This window comes from Mesorhizobium sp. Root552 (genome assembly GCF_001427285.1).
GTDB lineage: Bacteria > Pseudomonadota > Alphaproteobacteria > Rhizobiales > Rhizobiaceae > Mesorhizobium.
Map to the genome: position 1 here is coordinate 277191 of NZ_LMFV01000045.1, position 19760 is coordinate 296950.

At 63.6% G+C, this 19760-nt stretch carries 18 protein-coding genes; 7 read left to right on the forward strand and 11 right to left on the reverse strand.

The window, feature by feature from the left end; translation table 11 throughout:
• Position 1: 1 nt before the first annotated feature.
• The 3 genes from ASD50_RS16370 to ASD50_RS16380 all read right to left on the reverse strand — a co-directional run bounded on the left by ASD50_RS16370 (position 2) and on the right by ASD50_RS16380 (position 3584).
• A complete protein-coding gene (locus ASD50_RS16370; protein ID WP_056243306.1) occupies positions 2-919 on the reverse strand; it encodes an ABC transporter permease subunit in 918 nt (305 codons plus the stop codon).
• Positions 919-1926 carry an ABC transporter permease subunit gene (locus ASD50_RS16375; protein ID WP_056243308.1) on the reverse strand — a complete coding sequence of 336 codons (1008 nt, stop codon included), beginning with the start codon at positions 1924-1926 and terminating at the stop codon, positions 919-921. Before ASD50_RS16375 ends, ASD50_RS16370 begins: the two co-directional genes overlap by 1 nt.
• 65 nt (positions 1927-1991) lie before the next feature.
• Positions 1992-3584 carry an ABC transporter substrate-binding protein gene (locus ASD50_RS16380; RefSeq protein ID WP_056243310.1) on the reverse strand — a complete coding sequence of 531 codons (1593 nt, stop codon included), beginning with the start codon at positions 3582-3584 and terminating at the stop codon, positions 1992-1994.
• Positions 3585-3944: 360 nt separating this feature from the next.
• Between ASD50_RS16380 and ASD50_RS16385 the strand changes: the two genes are divergently transcribed.
• From ASD50_RS16385 to ASD50_RS16395, 3 genes are all read left to right on the forward strand, one after another.
• Entirely contained in the window at positions 3945-6131 is a 2187-nt protein-coding gene (locus ASD50_RS16385) for a long-chain-fatty-acid--CoA ligase (RefSeq protein ID WP_274533330.1), read from the forward strand.
• Positions 6132-6222: 91 nt separating this feature from the next.
• Positions 6223-6714, forward strand: coding sequence for a universal stress protein (locus ASD50_RS16390; protein ID WP_056243312.1), 492 nt, complete (start codon positions 6223-6225; stop codon positions 6712-6714).
• Between the two features lie 295 nt (positions 6715-7009).
• Positions 7010-7579 carry a NifU family protein gene (locus tag ASD50_RS16395; protein WP_056243804.1) on the forward strand — a complete coding sequence of 190 codons (570 nt, stop codon included), beginning with the start codon at positions 7010-7012 and terminating at the stop codon, positions 7577-7579.
• Between the two features lie 107 nt (positions 7580-7686).
• On the opposite strand, the gene ASD50_RS16400 is transcribed toward ASD50_RS16395, so the two are convergent.
• Positions 7687-8301 (reverse strand): L,D-transpeptidase, encoded by a 615-nt coding sequence (locus ASD50_RS16400; RefSeq protein WP_056243315.1) that lies wholly within the window; start codon positions 8299-8301, stop codon positions 7687-7689.
• 232 nt (positions 8302-8533) lie between these two features.
• Here ASD50_RS16400 and cueR point away from each other — a divergent pair, with 232 nt between their 5' ends.
• Together cueR and ASD50_RS16410 are read left to right on the forward strand one after the other, a co-directional pair.
• Positions 8534-8944, forward strand: coding sequence for a Cu(I)-responsive transcriptional regulator (gene cueR / locus ASD50_RS16405; protein WP_056243318.1), 411 nt, complete (start codon positions 8534-8536; stop codon positions 8942-8944).
• Positions 8945-8996: 52 nt separating this feature from the next.
• Positions 8997-9497 carry an MmcB family DNA repair protein gene (locus tag ASD50_RS16410; RefSeq protein ID WP_162252030.1) on the forward strand — a complete coding sequence of 167 codons (501 nt, stop codon included), beginning with the start codon at positions 8997-8999 and terminating at the stop codon, positions 9495-9497.
• A 22-nt stretch (positions 9498-9519) separates the two neighbouring features.
• Here ASD50_RS16410 and nhaA read toward each other — a convergent pair whose 3' ends face one another.
• The 7 genes from nhaA to ASD50_RS16445 form a co-directional block, all read right to left on the reverse strand.
• Positions 9520-10710: a Na+/H+ antiporter NhaA gene (gene nhaA, locus ASD50_RS16415; protein ID WP_056243322.1), complete on the reverse strand. Its 1191-nt coding sequence runs from the start codon at positions 10708-10710 to the stop codon at positions 9520-9522.
• A 257-nt stretch (positions 10711-10967) separates the two neighbouring features.
• Positions 10968-11531: an ActR/PrrA/RegA family redox response regulator transcription factor gene (locus ASD50_RS16420; RefSeq protein ID WP_056243324.1), complete on the reverse strand. Its 564-nt coding sequence runs from the start codon at positions 11529-11531 to the stop codon at positions 10968-10970.
• Between the two features lie 115 nt (positions 11532-11646).
• Entirely contained in the window at positions 11647-12972 is a 1326-nt protein-coding gene (locus ASD50_RS16425) for an ActS/PrrB/RegB family redox-sensitive histidine kinase (RefSeq protein ID WP_056243326.1), read from the reverse strand.
• Positions 12973-13012: 40 nt separating this feature from the next.
• Positions 13013-13717: an ATP phosphoribosyltransferase gene (hisG, locus tag ASD50_RS16430; protein WP_056243329.1), complete on the reverse strand. Its 705-nt coding sequence runs from the start codon at positions 13715-13717 to the stop codon at positions 13013-13015.
• The gene (locus ASD50_RS16435; RefSeq protein WP_056243331.1) at positions 13714-14835 is read right to left on the reverse strand and encodes an ATP phosphoribosyltransferase regulatory subunit; all 1122 of its coding nucleotides are present in this window, start codon (positions 14833-14835) and stop codon (positions 13714-13716) included. The genes hisG and ASD50_RS16435 overlap by 4 nt, the downstream gene beginning before the upstream one ends.
• Positions 14832-16385, reverse strand: a complete 1554-nt coding sequence (gene hisS / locus ASD50_RS16440) for a histidine--tRNA ligase (protein ID WP_056243333.1) — start codon at positions 16383-16385, stop codon at positions 14832-14834. Before hisS ends, ASD50_RS16435 begins: the two co-directional genes overlap by 4 nt.
• 159 nt (positions 16386-16544) lie before the next feature.
• Positions 16545-17180, reverse strand: coding sequence for a DNA-3-methyladenine glycosylase I (locus ASD50_RS16445; protein WP_056243335.1), 636 nt, complete (start codon positions 17178-17180; stop codon positions 16545-16547).
• Positions 17181-17423: 243 nt separating this feature from the next.
• Here ASD50_RS16445 and ASD50_RS16450 point away from each other — a divergent pair, with 243 nt between their 5' ends.
• The gene (locus ASD50_RS16450) at positions 17424-18191 is read left to right on the forward strand and encodes a L,D-transpeptidase (protein WP_056243337.1); all 768 of its coding nucleotides are present in this window, start codon (positions 17424-17426) and stop codon (positions 18189-18191) included.
• A 212-nt stretch (positions 18192-18403) separates the two neighbouring features.
• Positions 18404-19324: a bifunctional 5,10-methylenetetrahydrofolate dehydrogenase/5,10-methenyltetrahydrofolate cyclohydrolase gene (locus ASD50_RS16455; protein WP_056243339.1), complete on the forward strand. Its 921-nt coding sequence runs from the start codon at positions 18404-18406 to the stop codon at positions 19322-19324.
• The last annotated feature ends 436 nt before the right edge of the window (positions 19325-19760 follow it).

The following is a 19760-nucleotide window of genomic DNA, read 5'->3' on the forward strand; positions in this document are numbered from 1 at the left end:
CTCACGACCTCTTCAGCTTGGGGTCGAGCGCATCGCGCAGGCCGTCGCCGATCAGGTTGATCGCGAGCACGGTGATCAGGATGGCGAGGCCGGGGAAGGTCACCACCCAGGGCGCGCGCAGGATGAACTCGCGTGCGGTGGCCAGCATCGTGCCCCATTCAGGCGTCGGCGGCTGCGCGCCCATGCCGAGGAAGCCGAGCGCCGCAGCCTCAAGAATGGCGTTGGAGAACGACAGCGTCGCCTGCACGATCAAAGGCGCTACGCAATTGGGCAGGATGGTCACCAGCATCAGCCGCAGATGGCTGGCGCCGGCAACCTTGGCCGAAACGACATATTCGCGGTTCTTCTCCGCCATCACGGCGGCGCGGGTCAGGCGGGCGAAGTGCGGCTGCAACACCAGCGCAATCGCCAGCATCGCATTGAACAGGCCGGGGCCGAGGATGGCGACCAGCACCAGCGCCAGAAGCAGCGACGGGAAGGCGAGGATGATGTCCATCACGCGCATGATCAGCGTGTCGACCCAGCCGCGGAAATAGCCGGCCAGCACGCCGAGGATGATGCCGCTGACGAGCGCGAAGACGACGACGACAAGGCCGATGAACAGCGAATAGCGCGCGCCGTAGATGAGGCGCGAAAGCATGTCGCGGCCGACGGCGTCGGTGCCGAGGATGAACATCGACTTGCCGCCCTCTTGCCACATCGGCGGGGTGAGCAGCGAATCACGGAACTGTTCGTCGGGCATATGAGGCGCAATCAGCGGCGCGAAGATAGCCGTCAGGACGAGCAGCGTGAACACGACGAGGCCGATGACCGCGCCGGTGTTCATGGAGAAATAGTGCCAGAACTCGGAAAGCGCGCGCTGGCGCGGTCCCGTCGGAACGGTTGCGGCTGCGGGAAGGCCTGCGGACTGGTCTGTCATCACTGCACCCTGATGCGTGGGTTGATGACGGCATAGAGCACGTCGACGATCAGGTTCACCGCCATCACGATCAGCGCGATGATCAAAAGCCCGCTCTGCACCACGACATAGTCGCGCTTGCCGATGGCGTCGATCATCCATTTGCCGATGCCGGGCCATGAGAAGATCGTCTCGGTCAGGATCGCGCCGGCCATCAGCGTGCCGACCTGCAGGCCGATGGTGGTGACGACTGGGATCAGCGCATTGCGAAACGCGTGCAGGCCGATGACGCGCCGCGGCGCCAGCCCCTTGGCGCGGGCCGTGCGCACATAGTCCTCGCCCAGAACTTCCAGCATCGCCGAGCGCGTCTGGCGCGCGATGACGGCAAGCGGAATGGTGGCGAGCACGATCGATGGCAGGATCAGATGACTGAGCGCGGAGGTGAATGCGCCCGGTTTGCCCGATAACAGGCTGTCGATCAGCATGAAGCCGGTGACCGGCTTGAAGAAATATTGCAGCCCGATGCGCCCGGACACGGGCGTCCAGCCGAGATAGCCGGAAAAGAAGATGATGAGCAAAAGCCCCCACCAGAAGATCGGCATCGAATAGCCGGTCAGCGCAACGCCCATCGTGGCCTGGTCGAACCACGAACCGCGCTTCACCGCAGCGAAGATGCCGGCCGGAATACCGATCAAAACTGCGATGATCAGCGCCACCGTCGCCAGTTCCAGAGTCGCCGGAAACAGCGCCTGGAACTCGCCCAGCACCGGCCGCTTGGTGGCGATCGAAATGCCGAAATCGCCCGATAAAACGTCGCCGATATAGTTGAAGTACTGGACGATGTAGGGCTTGTCATAGCCGAAGCGCACGACCAGTTCGGCATAGCGCTCGGGCGAGACGCCGCGTTCGCCGGCCATCGCCAGGATCGGGTCGCCGGGCAACAGCCGCACGAAGGCGAACGCCGCCAGCGAGATGCCGATGACTGTCGGCACGATGAGAGCGAGTTTCTGGAGAAGAAAGCGAAGCATCGTCTTTAATAAAACGGCGGCGCAGGATGTCCAGCGCCGCCGTTCCCTATTCTGTTGTCACGATCTTACTCGGTGACGTCCACGCCGTCGAAGCGGTGGATGCCCAGCGGGTCCATGACGAAGCCGGAAACCTTCTTGTTCATCGGCATGAACACCTTGGAGTGGGCAATCGTCAGCCACGGGGCCTCACGCTTGAAGACAACCTGGGCTTCCTCGTAGATCTTGGTGCGCTCGGCAACGTCGGTCGTTGCCTTGCCCTTCAAGAGCAGGTCCTGGAATTCCTGGTTGCACCAGATCGCGTAGTTGGACTGGCCGATCGCGTCGCAGCCGAGCAGGAACAGGAAGTTGTCCGGGTCGCCGTTGTCGCCGGTCCAGCCAAGCTGGAAGGCGCCGTCACGATCCTTGGCCTTGCCGCGCTCGCGATACTCGGTCCACTCGTAGCTGACGATCTCGGCCTTGACGCCGATCTTGGCGTAGTCGGCCTGGATCAACTCGGCAACGCGCTGTGCGTTCGGGTTGTACGGACGGCTGACCGGCATGGCCCAGATCTTCATCGACAGATCCTTGACGCCGGCTTCCTCGAGCATCTTCTTGGCCGCATCAGGATTGTACTCGTCGTCCTTGATGCTGGTGTTGTACGACCACATCGTCGGCGGGATCGGGTTGACGGCAACCTGGCCGGCGCCCTGATAGACCGCGTCGATGATCGCCTGCTTGTTGACGGCCATGTTGAGGGCCTTGCGGACCTCGACCTTGTCGAACGGAGCCTGCGTGGTGTTGTAGGCCATGTAGCCGATGTTCAGGCCTTCCTGCTCATCGACCTTGAGGTTGGCGTCGGCCTGCAGGCCGGCAATATCGGCCGGTGCCGGATACGACATGATATCGCATTCGCCAGCCTTCAGCTTCTGCGCGCGCACGGCCGGATCGGGCGTGATCGCGAAGATCAGGTCGTCGATCTTCTGGCGGCCGCCGAAATAGCCGTCCCAGGCCTGGTAGCGGATGACGGCGTCAACCTGGTAGTCGACGAACTGGAACGGTCCGGTGCCGATCGGCTTCTGGGTGAACTGTTCCTTGGTGCCGGCCTTTTCGAGCTGGTCGGCATATTCCTTCGACACGATCGAGGCGAAGTCCATGCCAAGGTCGGGCAGGAAGGCGACTTCAGGCTTGTTGAGGACGAACTTGACCGTCAGGTCGTCGACCTTGACGACTTCCTTGAGCAGGTCCGGGAAGCCCATGCCGGCGAAATATTCCCAGCCGGTGCCGGGCAGATATTCGAACCACGGGTTTTCCTTCTTCCATTGACGCTCGAAGGAGAAGATCACGTCGTCGGCGGTGAGGTCGCGGGTCGGGGTGAAATAATCGGTGGTCTGGAACTTCACGCCGGACTTCAGCTTGAAGGTGTATTCCAGGCCGTCGTCGGAAACCGTCCAGCTCTCGGCCAGGCCGGGCGAGATGGTGGTCTTGCCATGTTCAAACTCGACCAGGCGCGAATAGATCGTGCGCGAGGATGCGTCGAAATCGTTACCGCCACTCCACGGCGAGGGATCGAAACCAGCCGGCGAAGCCTCCGAGCAGTAGACCAGCTGTTTGGCATTGGCCACGCCGCCCATGACGGTTGCAGCCAGCAACGCGGCCGCAAAAGTCAGCTTTTTGTTCATTGAGCACTCCCTGATGTTCTTCCAAGCCCCCTAATCAGGCTCGTGAAGCGCGCATATAAGCACCGTTTTTCCGGCTTTGGAACTCCCTGCCTGCCTGCCCTTGCGGAACCGGAACAAAATTCCCGTGATTGCCAATATTGCGCAACAAATGGAATGAGCAGGCGGCGGTCGGCGACCGAGTGTAACGCGCGCGTTGTGCAACCACCGCAATCCGACGGCTCCCTGCGGTCCGCGGACATGGATTTATGCGCGGCGGTTCGACGTTTCCGTCCGGCTTGCCCTAGGGGCACGGCTTGCATGGGCCGGAATTGTCGCCATACATTGTTGCGTGGAACTTCCGTGAAAGAGGAGCCGGTCCCTGTGGCGGCGCTCCCGACGGCCGGCGACAACGGCCGCGACACGACCGGCGAGGCGAAATCAGGGGAGGCAAAATTGGCCAAGGCAAGCAACAAGGGTTCGGCGGGCGGCAAGGCCGTTGTCCAGAAAGCCGCTGCGAAACCGGCCAAGCCGGCTGTAGCGAAGGCGCCGGCCGCTAAGGCTGCGGTGAAGGCTGCGGCTCCCAAGGCGCCCTCTGCGAAGGCAGCGCCCAAGGCCGTTGCCAAGACCGTATCAAAGGCCAGCTCGGCCAAGCCGCCGCCAAAGGCGGCGACGAAACCGGCAGCGCCAAATCCCAAACCGGCCGCCGCCAAGCCCCCAGTCGTAAAAGCAGCCGCGAAAAAGCCTGCCCCCGAAAAGTCGGCTGCCCAAAAGCCAGCGACCAAGAAGTCCGAGCCCAAGAAAACCGAAGCCAAGAAGCCTACCCCGCAGAAGTCTGATCCAAGGAAAACGGCAGCCGAAAAGCCGTTGCCCAAGGCCATCACCAGACTCACAGCAGGGTTGCCGCCAAAGCCTTGGCTCGCCAGCTATCCCAGGAACATGCCGGCAGAGATCGGCCCGATGCAGTCGGCCTCGATCGGTGACCTTCTTGTCACCGCCTGCCAGCAGTTTTCCGGCAATCCAGCCTTCACCTGCATGGACAAGACGCTAAGCTTTGCCGACGTCGAGCGCCTGTCGAGCGCCTTCGGTGCTTTCCTGCAGTCGAAGGGCCTGCAAAAAGGCGCGCGCGTCGCGCTGATGATGCCAAACGTCCTGCAATATCCGGTCGCCATGATGGCCGTGCTGCGGGCGGGCTACGTCGTGGTCAATGTCAATCCGCTCTACACGCCGCGCGAACTCGAGCACCAGTTGCGGGATTCAGGTGCGGAAGCCATCGTCATCCTCGAAAACTTCGCCGCGACCCTGCAGGCGGCCATCGGCAAGACCCCGGTCAAGCATGTCGTCGTCGCCTCGATGGGCGAACTGCTCGGCGGCCTGAAGGGCGCGCTGGTCAATCTTGTCGTGCGCCGCGTCAAGAAGCTCGTTCCGGCTTGGTCGCTGCCCGGCCATATCAAGTTCAACGCCGCGATGAAGGCAGGCGCCGGCCTTGCCTTCAAGCCGGCCGAGGTGTCGCCGGACGACGTCGCCTTCCTGCAATACACCGGCGGCACCACCGGCGTTTCCAAGGGCGCGACGCTGCTTCACCGCAACGTCCTTGCCAATGTCGCCCAGCTCGCGCTGTGGGTCGAGGATGCCTATGCGGTGAAGCCGAAGCCGGCCCATCTCACCTATGTCTGCGCGCTGCCGCTCTATCATATCTTCGCGCTTACGGTGAATGCGCTGATGGGCATGCAGCAGGGCGCCCACAATATCCTCATCCCCAATCCGCGCGACATTCCGGGCTTCGTCAAGGAACTGCGCAAATATTCCTTCAACATCTTCCCCGGCCTCAACACGCTGTTCAACGCGCTGCTCAACAACGAGGACTTCCGCAAGCTCGACTTCAAGCCGCTCATCCTGAGCCTGGGCGGCGGCATGGCCGTGCAAAAGGGCGTCGCCGACCGCTGGAAGGCGCTGACCGGCAACCACATCACTGAGGGCTACGGCCTCTCCGAAACCTCGCCGGTTGCCACCGCCAACAAGTGCAGTTCGCCCGACTTCACCGGCACTATCGGTCTGCCCATCCCTTCGACCGAGATCGCCATCCGCGACGACGAGGGCGCCAATCTGCCGCTCGGCGAGGTCGGCGAGATTTGCATCAAGGGGCCGCAGGTCATGGCCGGCTACTGGAACCGGCCTGACGAGACCGCGAAGGTGATGACCAAGGACGGCTTCTTCAAGTCCGGCGACATGGGCTTCATGGACGAGCAGGGTTTCACCAAGATCGTCGACCGCAAGAAGGACATGATCCTCGTGTCCGGTTTCAACGTCTATCCGAACGAGCTGGAAGAGGTCGTCGCCCAGCATCCTGGTGTGCTCGAGGTCGCCGCCGTCGGCGTGCCGGACGAGAAGTCGGGCGAGGTGCCGAAGCTGTTCGTGGTGAAGAAGGACCCCGATCTCACCATCGAGACGCTTGCCGCCTACTGCAAGGTCAACCTGACCGGCTACAAGCGGCCGAAATATATCGAGTTCCGCACCGAGCTTCCGAAAACCCCGGTCGGCAAGATCCTGCGCCGGGAACTGAGAGGATAGCGTCAGGCCCTGGCGATCCACCGGCTTGTCGCCGGCTGTCGCCGGTGGCAGATTGCGCCGGTTCACTCAAATCCGAGTCGTACAGTAAAACATGGTTTCCAAACGTCTCGTCCGCGAAGCGGGTCACCGCCGCAAATTCCTCGCCATCATCGATGACACGCCCGAATGCGAACGGGCCGTCGCCTATGCCTCGATGCGCATGCAAAGCACCAACGGCGTGCTGGTGCTGCTCTATGTCATCGAGCCCGACGACTTCCAGCATTGGCTCGGCGTCGAGAAGATCATGCGCGAGGAGGCAGCCGCGACCGCCAACGCGGCGCTCGACAGCTACGCCAACAAGGTGCGCCAGAAGTTCGGCATCGAACCGGAACTGGTCGTGCGCGAAGGCAAGAAGGTGGAGGAGATCCACAAGCTGATCGAGGAGGATCAGGACATCTCGATCCTCGTGTTGGCCGCCGGTTCGGGCAAGGAAGGCCCCGGTCCGCTTGTCGCCTCCGTGGTCGGCAAGGGCGCGGCCTTCCCCATCCCCGTCACCGTCATCCCGCAGACCCTGTCGGACGAGGACATCGAAAGCCTCGCATAGTGCATGTCTCCCGAAAGTGGGAACCGGTTTCGGGACAAAGACATGCATAAAATCAGGGAGCTAAAGCGTGTGAAGCGAATCTGAAAGATCGCGACACGCATTAGAACGCTGCCGGCGGCACATCCTGGCGCAAGGCTCTTTCTCTTTTGTGCGCGCGGCCTTAAAAGGGGCTCGCCAGCCCGCATCTGCTGCAGCCAGCCACTTTCCCCGCGCCTTATCGCTTGAATAAGACCGGCGGGAGGTCTATTTAGAATTATTCCAATCTGAACGGCCGAATGCGGCCATGGAGACGGCCATGTTCATCCAGACCGAATCGACCCCGAACCCGGCCACGCTGAAGTTCCTGCCGGGCAAGGAAGTGCTGCGCGAAGGTACTGCGGATTTCCGCGACGCCGACAGCGCGCGTGACGCCTCGCCCCTGGCCGGCCGCCTGTTCGACATTCCGGGCGTCACCGGCGTGTTCTTCGGCTACGATTTCATCACCGTGACCAAGGACGGCCCGGAGTGGCAGCACTTGAAGCCGGCGATCCTCGGCACGATCATGGAACACTTCATGTCCAACCAGCCGGTGATGGCAAGCTCGGCGCCTGCCGCCGAAACCAGCGAGACGGAAGAGTTCTACGACAAGGCCGACGAGGAGCTCGTCCTCACCATCAAGGAACTGCTCGACACCCGCGTGCGCCCGGCTGTGGCCCAGGATGGCGGCGACATCACCTTCCGCGGCTTCGAGAACGGCACCGTGTTCCTGCACATGAAGGGGTCGTGCGCAGGCTGCCCGTCGTCCACCGCCACGCTGAAGCATGGCATCCAGAACCTGCTCAGGCACTTCGTTCCCGAAGTCCAGCAGGTCGAACAGGTCGCCTGACTTTCCTTCGCCGAAACAATCGCGCAGACAACAAAAAACCGGGCCTTTGAGCCCGGTTTCCTGTTTGGGACGTCTGTGTTGCCTAGACGGTCCGCGTACAAAACTTATTACATCACGATGACCTTCGCGCCGGTGTCGACGCGGTTGTAGAGATCGATGATGTCCTGGTTCATCAGCCGGATGCAGCCCGAAGACATCGCCTTGCCGATGGAGTTCCACTCAGGGGTGCCGTGCAGGCGGTAGCCCGAATCGCCACCCTTGTTGAACAGGTAGAGCGCGCGTGCGCCGAGCGGGTTCATCAGGCCGGGCTCCATGCCGCCGGCATATTTCGCCAGTTCCGGCTGGCGCTTGATCATGGCGGAGGGCGGCGTCCATCTCGGCCACTCGCGCTTGATGGCGATGCGGGCGGTGCCGCGCCACTCGAAGCCCTCGCGCCCGACGCCGATGCCGTAGCGCATCGCCTTGCCGTCGGCCATGACCAGGTAGAGGAACTTCCTGCCGGTATCGACCACGATCGTGCCCGGCTTCTCGCTGGTGTCGTAGTTCACGACCTGGCGGTGATATTCCCGCTTGACCTTCTCGATCGGGATGCGCGGCAGCCTGTAGCCCGCATCCGTCACCGCGCCGTAGCTGGAGGAGAAGATCGGCGTCGAGCCGATCGTGCTGCAACCGGCCAGCGCGGTCGCCAGTGCTGCGGCAAGAAGGAAAGCTTTCACCCGCATGTAAAACCGTTGCCCCCGCCCAGAATCATCCGGCCGAATCGGCCCCGATTTCTGGAACGTATACATGCTGGCTATTTTTTTGCTTGCCAAGCAGGCGCTGCCTATATGCTGGGCATAGCCATCGCGTAAGTTGCAGACTATTGCATTTTCGCAACAGCATTCACGAGAATGTGAAGCAAAATCAATGGCCGGAATTTTAATAAACTGCCGCAGAGCAATTCGAGGTTGGCAAATGAACGTCGGTGATGCTGCCCGTCGCGCCGGACTTCCGGCCAAGACCATCCGCTACTACGAGGAAATCGGCCTGATCGCGCCGCAGCGCGCCGGCAACGGCTATCGCGACTATTCCGGCGACGACGTCCACCGCCTCGCCTTCCTCAAGCGCGCCCGCAATCTCGGCTTTTCCATCGACGACTGCCGCCAGTTGATGGCGCTTTACCAGGACCGGTCGCGCGCCAGCGCCGACGTCCGCCAGATCGCGTCCGATCACGTCACGGCAATCGAGGAGAAGATCCGCGAATTGCAGTCGATGCGCGCCACTTTGCAGAAGCTCGTCCACGCCTGCCACGGCGACGCCCGTCCCGACTGCCCGATCCTCGAGGAGATGGCGGGCGAGGCGACGGCTTCCGGCCACATGGGATAGGGTCGGGACTTGGGGGTTCAAAGCGTGAACAAACTCTGGCATGGTGCGTCTCATGCCAATCGTTTCGCCCCTTTCCCATAACCCTCTCGTCGATGGCCGCCAGTCGGACCGCGCGCTGCTCGTCCGGCGCGGCGTGCAGCGCCTGTTGACCGACATGGGCGCGCATGTCCTGCCTGAACTGTCGCTGGCCACCGGCCGCCGTGCCGATCTCGTCGCGCTGACAAGGCAGGGCGACATCTGGATCGTCGAGATCAAGTCGTCGATCGAGGATTTTCGCGTCGACCGCAAATGGCCGGACTACCGGCTGCATTCGGATCGCTTCTTCTTCGCCACCCATCCGGGCGTTCCGGCGGAAATCTTCCCCGGCGAATGCGGCTTCATCCTCTCCGACGGCTATGGCGCGGAAATCATGCGCGACGCGCCGGAACACCGCATGGCCGCTGCCACCCGCAAGGCGCTGATGCTACGCATCGCCCGTGCCGGTGCCGCCCGCCTTCTGGCGGCCGAGCTTGCCGGCGTCGCGGTGCCGGCGCTGGAGGGCGAGAGCGAGTAGCGCGCGTCGATAGCCGTCGCGGCTACAACTCCTCTTCCCGCCCCGGCTTTGGCGAGGCCAGCAACACCCCCGCACCGAGGATCGCGGCGACGAAGGAACCGGCAAGGATGCCGACCTTCACCGCGTCCTGCAGCGCCTGGTTGTCGCCGAAGGCGAGCAGGCCGATGAACAGGCTCATGGTGAAGCCGACGCCGCAGAGCAGCGATATGCCGACAAGGTGCGACCAGCCGGCATTGGCCGGCATGTCGGCAAGCTTGAGGCGGATTGCCAGCGCGGAGGCGCCGAACACGCCGACCAGCTTGCCCACCACCAGCCCGGCGGCGACACCCAGTGTCAACGGCTCTAACAGCGCTGCCGGCGTCAACCCGGTCAGGCTTACGCCGGCATTGGCAAAGCCGAAGATCGGGATGATGACGAATGGCACCACCTTGTGCAGCGCATGTTCCAGCCGGTGCAGCGGCGAGTGTTCGAGGTCGTGCGCGATGCCGGGCGAAACCCTGAGCGGCACCGTCAGCGCCAACGCCACGCCGGCCAGCGTGGCGTGCACGCCGGACTTCAGCACCAGCACCCACAGCAGGACACCGAGCAGGATATAGGGAACAAGTGAAAGCACGCCCATGCGGTTGAGTACGATCAGCACGGCGATAACGGCGAACGCAGCGCCCAGATAAGCGAGCGACAGGCCGCTGGTATAGAACACGGCGATGATGATGACGGCGCCGAGATCGTCGATGATGGCCAGCGCGGTCAAGAATACCTTGAGCGCCGCGGGCACGCGATTGCCGAGCAGCGACAGGACGCCGAGCGCAAAGGCGATATCGGTGGCCGTCGGAATGGCCCAGCCGCTCAGGACCTCGGCATTGTTGCGGTTGATGGCGACATAGACCAGGGCTGGCACGATCATGCCGCCGGCGGCGGCGATTCCGGGCAGCATCCGGCGCGGCCATGTCGACAATTGCCCGTCCAGCACCTCGCGCTTGATCTCCAGCCCGACCAGCAGGAAGAACACCGCCATCAGCCCGTCATTGATCCAGTGCGACACGCTGAGCGGCCCGGCATAGGCATGCAGTGCCGCGAAGTAACCTTCAGCAAGCGGCGAGTTGGCGACGATCAGCGCCAGTGCCGCGGCCACCATCAGCACGATTCCGCCGGATGCCTCGCTGTCGAGAAATTCGCGGAAGATCGAAACCGGGCGCGGTCTTTCTGGCTGCATATGTCTACCTCGCATGTCTTGTGACGGGCCGAGCGGCGGGAAATGGCGTGAAATTGATTCACGCCCGACAGTACCGAGGCGACGCGTGTGCGCCAACCCCGGCTATTTCATGCAACGCCCGAACTGCAACGGGTCATGACCGAAAGGCTGCCAGACAGGTTTGCGCGGGCCGGATCTTTCCGAAGCTGTCCAGGTGCTGTCGAAATGTAGCTCGGCCCGCCCTTTGCGGGCCACGGGCAGCAGAAATCGCGATACGCCTAGCGCGGTGCGCGCTTGGCCAATATGCGCTGCAAGGTGCGGCGGTGCATGTTCAGCCGGCGCGCGGTTTCCGAGACATTGCGCTCGCACATCTCGTAGACGCGCTGGATATGCTCCCAGCGCACCCGGTCCGCCGACATCGGGTTTTCCGGCGGCGCGGCGCGCTCGCCAGAGGTACGGGTCAGGGCCGCGAACACATCGTCGGCATCGGCCGGCTTGGACAGGTAATCGATGGCGCCGAGCTTCACCGCCGTCACCGCAGTCGCGATATTGCCGTAGCCGGTCAGGATCACCGTGCGCGCGTCCTCGCGTTTTTCGCGGATCGCAGCAACCACGTCGAGACCGTTGCCGTCGCCGAGCCGCATGTCGACCACGGCATAGGCAGGCGGGTTGGCGCGGGCCTTGCCCACCGCTTCCTCCACGCTGTCGGCGGTCTCCACCACGAAGCCGCGCGTTTCCATGGCACGGGCCAGCCGGGTCAAAAAGGGCTTGTCGTCGTCGACGATCAGCAGCGAGGTGTCGCCGCCCGTTACCATGCTGCCAGTGACGTCTTCGCCGGTCATGATCTGTCAGGTCCCAATTTTTTACCGCGCCCGATCTTTGTCGCGCCCGGTGCTTTGTCTCGGAAGAACATGTCTTTCACGCGCAGATATAGGTGTTGAGCGCCGCTGTCCAATTCTACACCGCGTTGAGCGATGTGCCAGCCACGCCATCGGCATAGACGAACACGCTGCGCGGCCATTTGATCTGCACCAACGCACCTTCGCCCGGGCCGCTCGAATTGCTGAACACGATGCTGGCCCCGGAGCGCTCCAGAAGCGTCTTGGCAATGAACAGGCCGAGCCCCAGCCCACCGCCCGGCTCGGCCCCCTGCCGCGTCGACATGTAAGGTTCGCCGATGCGGTCGATGACCTCGGCCGGAAAACCGGCGCCGTCGTCGGTAATGGTCAGGTTGACCGAAGCATCGTCCCAGCTCCAGCTCACGCTCACGCTCGTATGGGCGAAATCGACCGCGTTCTCGACCAGATTGCCCAGCCCATAGATGACGCCGGGATTGCGCCGCCCCACCGGTTCCGCGCCGGTGCGTTCGCCGGGTTTCAGCTTGATCGAGATGCCGAAATCGCGGTGCGGCGCGATCACCTCCTCTATCAGCGAGGTCAGCGGCAGCCGGGTCAACAGCGGCTCGCCTTCGGAGGAAAGGCTGGTCAGCCGCTTGAGGATTTCGCGGCACCGCTCGCTTTGCGTCCGCAGCAAGGTCACGTCGTCGTGGAATTTCGGGTCCTTGCCCAAGACCTTTTCCATTTCCTTGGCCACCAGTGTGATGGTGGCCAGCGGCGTGCCAAGTTCGTGCGCGGCCGCTGCCGCCAGCCCGTCCAGGGCGGACAGGTGCTGTTCACGTTGCAGCACCAGTTCGGTCGCGGCCAGCGCGTTGGCGAGCAGCCGCGCCTCGTCGGCGACGCGGAAGGCATAGATGGCGGTGAACGCGATGGACGACAGAAGCGCCATCCACATGCCGGCGACGTAGACGAACGGCATCACCAGCGGCGCGCCCTCGATCCACGGCAGCGGCAGGTGGAAGAAGGCAAGCAGGGTCGCCACCGCCATCACCAGCGCGCCGAGCACCGCGGTCAGCCTGAGCGGCAGCGAGGTCGCCGAGATGACGACGGGAACGGTCATCAGAAGCGAGAACGGGTTGGTCAGCCCGCCGGTCATGTAGAGCAGCCCGGCAAGCTGCAAACTGTCGAAGGTCAGGATGCCCATGGCGGCAAGCGGCTTCAGCCGGTGCGCCGCCGGGTAGCGGAAAGCCAGCCACAAATTCATCCAGGCCGAACCGGCGATCAGTGCGAAGCACAAGCCCACCGGCAACGGAAATTCCAGCCAGTAGGCAACGACGAGAACGGCGGTGCTCTGGCCGAAAATGGCCAGCCAGCGCAAGCGGATCAGCGTGTTGAGGCGCAGCCGGTTGCTTTGCTGCAGGTCGGGCGAGCTAAGGGCGTTGATCATGGCAGACGAGCCTTATCGCCGGATTGCTTCTAGTTCCAGCCTATCCGGCAGTCGCGGCGCGCACCTTGGCCGCGATTTCATCGACGAGCGCCTGCGCCTTCGCGCCGCGCTCCTTGCGCGAAGCGACGAGGCAGGCTTGCGATTTCAGCACCACGCCGTCGGCCAGCACCTTCAGCCTGTTGGCGCGCAGTGTCGAGCCGGTCGAGGTGATATCGACGATGACATCGGCCGAGCCGGCGGCGGGCGCGCCTTCGGTAGCGCCAAGGCTTTCCACGATGCGATAGACCTGGATGCCGTGCTTGCCGGAGAAGAACTGCTGCGTCAGCCGCCAGTATTTCGTGGCGATGCGCAGCCGCCGTCCATGACGCTGGCGAAAGTCGGCGGCGACATCGTCGAGGTCGGCCATGCTGTCGACATCGAGCCAGATGTCGGGCACCGCCACCACGACATCGGCATGGCCGAAGCCGAGCCGTGCCGCGATCTCGGCACACTGTTCCCAGTCAGCCAGGTTCTCGCGCACCAGGTCCTCGCCGGTGACGCCGAGGTCGACCGCGCCCTGTCCGATTTCGCCGGCAATCTCCGAGGCCGACAGGAAGGCGACCTCGATATCGTCGCGGCCCTCGACATGGGCGCGGTATTTGCGCTCGTCGCCGGGCAGGCTGACGGCAAGCCCGGCCTTGGCCAGAACCTCCAGCGTCTGCTCCTTCAACCGGCCCTTGGAAGGAATGGCCAAGGTCACGGTCATTGGCGTTGCTCCCGCAGCGCTTCGATCCGGTCAAGCCAGACCGAGAAGCCGACGCCCGGAATTGGCGTCTTCGCACCGAGCAGCGTGAGAAGCCGGTCATAGCGGCCGCCACCGGCCAGCACACGCGGTGAAGCGCCGCTCGCCGCAATCTCGAACACAAGCCCGGTATAGTAGTCGAGCGGACGGCCGAACGCCGCATCGTAGCGCACCGTGCCCGCGCCCAGTCCGTGCGCGGCGATGGCATCGGCGCGCGCCGCGAAGTTTGCCAGCGCCTCGCCGAGCGACAGGCGCGCGCCTGCGGCGAATTTCTCCAGCGCGGGCGCGGCTTCGGCAAGCGGCGTATCGATGGCAAGGAACGTCTTCAGCGCGGCAAATGCGTCATCGGACAGGCGCACGCTGCGTAGCTGGGTTTTCTCGATCAGCCGGCGCGCGATGTCGGCTGGCGTGCGGCCAGCCGAGGCGGAGAGCCCGGCATCTTCCATTTCGCCTGCAATATGCGCGCTCAGCGCATCAGTGTCGCCATCGACGGCAAGCATCGCCACCGCGCCCGCCAGCTGGCCGTTGCGCGGCGGATTGGCAAGATCGGCAAGGGCTGCTTCCAGCATCGCGTCCGAGCCGAAGGCGCGCGCCAGCCGCATGCGCCAGCCGCGCGGCAGGCCGAGCGCCGCCAGCACCGCCTCGAACACCGCCTGGTCGCCGAGCGTCACCGCCAGCGCCTCGCCGGGCAGCGCCAGCGAAATCAGCGCATGGGCATCGGCCAGCGAACGCGCGTCGGCCCGCGCCGTGTCGCGGTCGCCGAGGTCTTCGATGCCGGCCTGGAAAAACTCGTTCGCGCCTTCGCGCCGCTGGCGGAACACTTCGCCGAGATAGGCATAGCGGCGCGGCGTGCCGGCCTGCGAGGCGATGTGGTCGAGGCACACCGGAATGGTGAACTCCGGGCGCAGGCATAGCGTCTGCCCGGTCTCGCTTTCGGTGAGGAAAATGCGGCGGCGCAAATCCTCGCCGGCCATGTCGAGAAACGGATCGGCCGGCTGCAACACCGGCACGTCCACCGGCAGTGCGCCGCGCTCGGCAAACAGCCTTGCGATCTCGATGGCGATGGCGGGGCGGGAGGTCATGGCGTCCGCTTGCGCTCGTCGGCCTGTGCGGCAAGTATCTTCTTCACTTCCGCGACAAGGTCGGCCTCGGCCACCGTCACCTGGCCCGGCCGCGCTTCCTTGTATTCGGCATGATCTCCAATCGCAGCCGCCTGCCGCGCGCCCTCGATCAGGTCCTTCAACTGCACCTCGCCCTTGGCGCGCTCGTCACCACCCTGGATGACGGCGATCGGACAGCCGCGCTTGTCGGCGTATTTGAGCTGCGCCTTCATGCCCGCGCCGCCGAGATACATCTCGGAACGAATGCCGGCCTTGCGCAGGTCGGAAACCATCTTCTGATAGCGGCCAAGGCTTTCCGTGTCCTTGTCCATCACCAGCACCACCACCGGCTGGACGACATCGGACGTGTCGAGCTTGCCGAGGTTCTTCAGCGCCGTCATCAGGCGCGATACGCCGATGGAAAAGCCGGTCGCCGGCACCGGTTCGCCGCGGAAGCGCGACACCAGCCCGTCATAGCGCCCGCCGCCGCCGACCGAGCCGAAGCGCACGATCTTTCCTTCCTCGTTGGGGATTTCGGCAAGCAGTTCGGCCTCGAAGACGGGGCCGGTATAGTATTCCAAGCCGCGGACGACAGACATGTCGATAAGTATGCGCTCCGGCCCATAACCAGCAGCTGTCACCAAATTCTCAAGACTAAGCAGCTCATCAACACCGTTCAGGTACGTCTCGTTTTGCTTGCTTCCTCCGAGTAAGCCTTGCAGAGGCAAGCTCATCGACTTTCGGGCATTTTCTGAGGATTGAACCTGCCTCGTCGATCCGCCTTCATTTGTTCTCAAAAACAAATCTGCAACAAAATCAATGTACCTTGGTTCAAGCCCTGCCCCCTTAGTAAAATCGCCAGACTCATCCTTGCGTCCGGGACCGAGCAACTGCCGCACGCCTTCGACGCCGAACTTATCCAGCTTGTCTATCGCCCGTAGCACGGTCAGCCGTCGCCCGGCATTTTCTTCGCCGCCAAGGCCGATCGCCTCAAGCACGCCGTCCAGCACCTTGCGGTTGTTGACGCGGATGACATAGTCGCCGCGCTTGATGCCCAGCGCTTCCATCACGTCGGCCATCATCATCGCCATTTCGGCATCCGCCGCGACGCCCGGCGTGCCGACCGTATCGGCGTCGAACTGCATGAACTGGCGAAAACGTCCCGGCCCCGGTTTCTCGTTGCGGAACACCCAGCCCGATCGATAGCTGCGGAAAGGTTTTGGCAGCCGGTCGTAATTCTCCGCCACGAAGCGGGCCATCGGCGCGGTCAGGTCATAGCGCAGCGAAAGCCACTGCTCGTCGTCGTCCTGGAACGAAAACACGCCTTCGTTCGGCCGGTCCTGGTCGGGCAAGAATTTACCAAGCGCGTCGGTATATTCAATCAGCGGCTGGTCCGCCGGCTCGAAGCCGTAAAGCTCGTAGACCTCGCGGATCTTCGCCGTCATCTTTTCCACAGTGCGGATGTCTTCCGCGCTGCGGTCAGCCAGCCCGCGCGGCAGCCGCGCTTTCATCTTTTCCGATTTGTCGGCCATGGATTGATACTCGGCAATTCAGGACATGCCGCAGCGGCAAAACTGCCGGACCCTGCGACGCGGCTGTCCTAACCGATGCGGTTCGATGCATCAAGGGTTTGGGCATCAAGGGTTTGGGCGGCAAGGGTTTGAATGCCCGGCCTTTTGCCGCAAGCCCCGTCAGCGCGGCCGCTTGAAGCGCTTGCGCTCGGTCTCCACCCCGGCCCGGCAGGCGCAGCCTTCGAGATGGTCGTTCACCAGCCCCATCGCCTGCATGAAGGCATAGACGGTGGTCGGGCCGACGAAGCTCCAGCCGCGCTTCTTCAGTTCCTTGGAAATGCGCACCGAAACTGCGGTCGTCGGATTGGCCTTGAGATGGGCGAGATCGACCACTGCCGGGCGTTCCTCCGGCCCCGGCTCGAACTTCCAGAACCAGGCCGCCAGCGATCCCGCCTCGTCGGCCAGCTCGCGGGCGCGTTTGGCATTGTTGATGGTCGAGACGATCTTGCCGCGATGGCGGATGATGCCGGCATTGCCGAGCAGGCGTTCCACGTCCTCGTCGGTGAAGCGCGCCACGCGGTCGACCTCGAAGCCGGCAAAGGCCTCGCGAAAATTCTCGCGCTTCCTCAGTATCGTCAGCCACGACAGGCCGGACTGGAAACCTTCCAGACAGATCTTCTCGAACAGCCTCGTGTCGTTGGCCATCGGGCGGCCCCATTCATGGTCGTGATAGTGCAGGTAGTCCGGCAGATTGCCGTGCCAGAAGCAGCGCTCGATGCCGTCCGGGCCGGTGATCAGGCCAGTGTTCTCGCTCATGGCTTGTTCTCGCTCATGTATTTTTGCCCGTTAACCTTTGTCGCTTCACCTTTTACCGGCGCTTTACCAGATTCCTGAACGTGCCGATAACCATACCAAAAGGTTTACCGGCAAAACCGCATTTTACGCATTCCGATTCATGTTTCGGTTGCTGCTCGCAGCCAACATCGGGGCATGCCAACGGGTCTTGGGCCAACGGGTCTTGCTGTCGGGCCGAGACGATTAAGCTGAGAGCAAATTCTGATGAAACGACTTTCCGTCTCCTTTTTTGGCGCGGTCTGCGCTGTCGTGGCCGCAACGCCCGCGTCGATGGCCAGCGAACGCTATGCCGAGCGTCCGCCGGTCATGGTCAGCCCAGACCTGTCCGCCCCGTGGGTCATGCAGCTTGGCCAGCAGCCAACCATGGTCCGCCCGTTGAAGCGCGCGCAGCAGGCCGAGCAGAAGCGCAAGCTCCGCGCCATCGAAGCGCCGGCGCAGATACAGGTCCAGCCGGACCGCATCCGCACCGCCGCCGTGCCCAAGCCGCAGAAGCGCGTCGTGGCCCGCCCGCAGATCAATCCTGTCTACCTGCCGCAGGAAGTGGCCTATGACGGTCCGCAGAAGCCCGGCACCATCGTCATCGATACGACCGAGAACTTCCTTTATCTGGTAGGCGACAACGGCAAGGCCCGGCGCTATGGCGTCGGCACCGGCAAGCCGGGCTTCGAATGGGCCGGCACGCACAAGGTGTCGCAAAAGCGCGAGTGGCCGGATTGGTATCCGCCGGCGGAAATGATCGCGCGCGAAAAGGCCAAGGGCCGTTATCTGCCGGCCCACCTCGCCGGCGGCATCGAAAATCCGCTCGGCGCGCGCGCGCTTTATCTCGGTTCCACGCTTTACCGCATCCACGGCACCAACCAGCCCTGGACCATTGGCGGCGCCGTTTCGTCGGGCTGCATCCGCATGCGCAACGAAGATGTCGTCGACCTCTACGAGCGCGTGCCGGTTGGCACCACCGTCGTGGTGATGTAGAAAGTCCGCAACAACGGGGGACGGGTCGTGTAGGGGACATGACCGGTCGCGAAAAGGGCAGCCGGCAACGCCGCGCTGCCCTTTTTGTTGCCAATCTGCACTTGGCTTGAAAGAAGGTGGCCAAGACAGCCGAAAATCCCGCTTTCGCGTTGCTCTTGGTGGCGTTCTCGGTTATCTCCTTATGCAAACCATTTTCCATACAGGAAACAATAATGTCTCTCTCCGATGATACGCGCTACCTGAAGGGCGGCCCGGTCGCCAAGCGCATCATTGCCGAGGTGCGCGCGCAGGCCGATGCCGCCGCTGCCGACGGCTTCCCGCCCAGGCTGGTCTCGATCACCGTCGGCGATGTCGCCGCGGTCGGCGTCTATGTGCGCAACCAGCGCGCCAAGGCCGAGCTTGCCGGCATCGACTTCGAGGAGCGCAACTTCCCGGCCGACCTTACCGCAGCCGAACTGGAAGCCGCCATCCACGGCATGAATGCCGACCCGCGCGTCACCGGCATCATCATCCAGCGCCCGGTGCCGCCGCATATCCCGATCAAGGCGCTGCAGGGCGCGATCCATCCGCTCAAGGATGTCGAGGGCATGCACCCGGCCTCCATCGGCAACATCGTCTATAACGACCTCGACCTTGCGCCTTGCACGGCGGCCGCTTCGGTCGAGCTGCTCAAGGAAACCGGCCTCGACCTCAAGGGTCTGGAGGTGGTCATCGTCGGCCACTCCGAGATCGTCGGCAAGCCGATCGCCTTTCTCCTGATGAGCGAGGGCGCCACCGTCACCGTCTGCCATCACATGACGCGCTCGGTCGCGGCGCACGCACGCCGTGCCGATGCGCTGTTCGTCGCCGTCGGCAAGCCGCGCCTCATCAAGGCCGATATGGTCAAGCCCGGTGCCGCCGTCATCGACATCGGCATCAACGCCGAAACCGGGCCGGACGGCAACAGCCGCATCGTCGGCGACGTCGACACCGACAGCGTCAAGGACGTGGCTTCCTGGATCACGCCGGTTCCGGGCGGCGTCGGCCCGATCACCGTGGCCATCCTGATGCGCAACACCATGGTGGCGCTGAACCGCCAACGCGCCCGCTACCAGTCCACCTACGCCACCGGCAACAAGCTGGCTGCGGAGTAAGGGCCGGGCTCCTCGGCCAGCCTCCGGGTTTGGCGCTTGAGCCAGCGCCACCCTTCCGCCTCGTAGGCGAAGGCATTCCTGCACTTCGTCATCCCGGAATTCGCTTTCGAGCGCAGCGAGGAAGGAATATCCGGGCTCCATTCCGTGACATTGAGGCACTACTCTGGACACCAGCGCGCTTACTCTCCCCTTTTGATGAAGAGACTCGATCCGGTTGCCGATCGAGTGCCTCGTCAGGCACCCCCCTCTGGCCTGCCGGCCATCTCCCCCTCAAGGGGGGAGATCGGCAGCTTCAAGCTACAGCCGCCTCTGTCATTTCAGTGCCGGATGAAAGCATGGCAATCTTGGTAATCTCCCCCCTTGAGGGGGAGATGGCCGGCAGGCCAGAGGGGGGTGTTGTTCTTGTGAGGCTTCTGATCGTGTAGGGGACAAATCA